General features: G+C 69.6%; 1 protein-coding gene. It reads right to left on the bottom strand.

The genetic code is table 11. The features are described 5' to 3' along the window. On the bottom strand, positions 1 to 595 hold a 595-nt coding region (locus ABD848_RS24905), incomplete at its 3' end, for an RNA-guided endonuclease InsQ/TnpB family protein (protein ID WP_344977663.1). Between the last annotated feature and the right edge of the window lie 17 nt (positions 596 to 612).

The raw sequence follows: 612 nt of genomic DNA, 5'->3' as shown, positions 1-612 counted from the left end.
GGGGCGCCTCGATCTTGGTGCCCTCCGACAGGACGGCGAAGTGGCTCAGGCCGAGATCGATGCCCACGGCGGACTCGGACTCGGGCAGCGTCTCGTCGCGGCCGGTGTCGACGACGAAGCTCGCGAAGTACCGTCCCGCGCTGTCCTTGACCACGGTCACGCTGGAGGGGGCCGAGGGCAGGGTGCGCGACCACCGCACCCGCACATTGCCGATCTTGGGCAGGGACAGGTCCCCGCCCGAGGTGATCTTCCAGCGGGCGTTGGCGGTGAACCGGATCGACTGCCGGGTGTCCTTGCGGGACTTGAACCGGGGCGCCCCCATCTTCGGGCGCTTTCCCTTCAGGGAGTCGAAGAAGTTCTTATACGCGGCGTCCAGGTCCCGCAGCGCCTGTTGCAGCACCACGGCCGACACCTCGCCCAGCCACCGCCGTTGGGGCGTCTTCTTCGCCTCGGTGATCAACACCGTGGACAGGCTCCCGGTCTTAGGAAACGCCGCACCCTGCGCGCGGGCGTCCTCCCGCGCGCGCAGCGCGTCGTTGTCGGGTAGCCGGAGCGCATCACTGCGCCCCGGCCCCCTCAGAACCGTACGTGCCACTCGTCGCGGCATACGGC

Source organism: Salinactinospora qingdaonensis, assembly GCF_039539445.1.
Taxonomy (GTDB): domain Bacteria; phylum Actinomycetota; class Actinomycetes; order Streptosporangiales; family Streptosporangiaceae; genus Salinactinospora; species Salinactinospora qingdaonensis.
The sequence above is the reverse complement of the archived record's forward strand: the minus strand, read 5'-3'. Positions and strand labels throughout refer to the sequence as shown.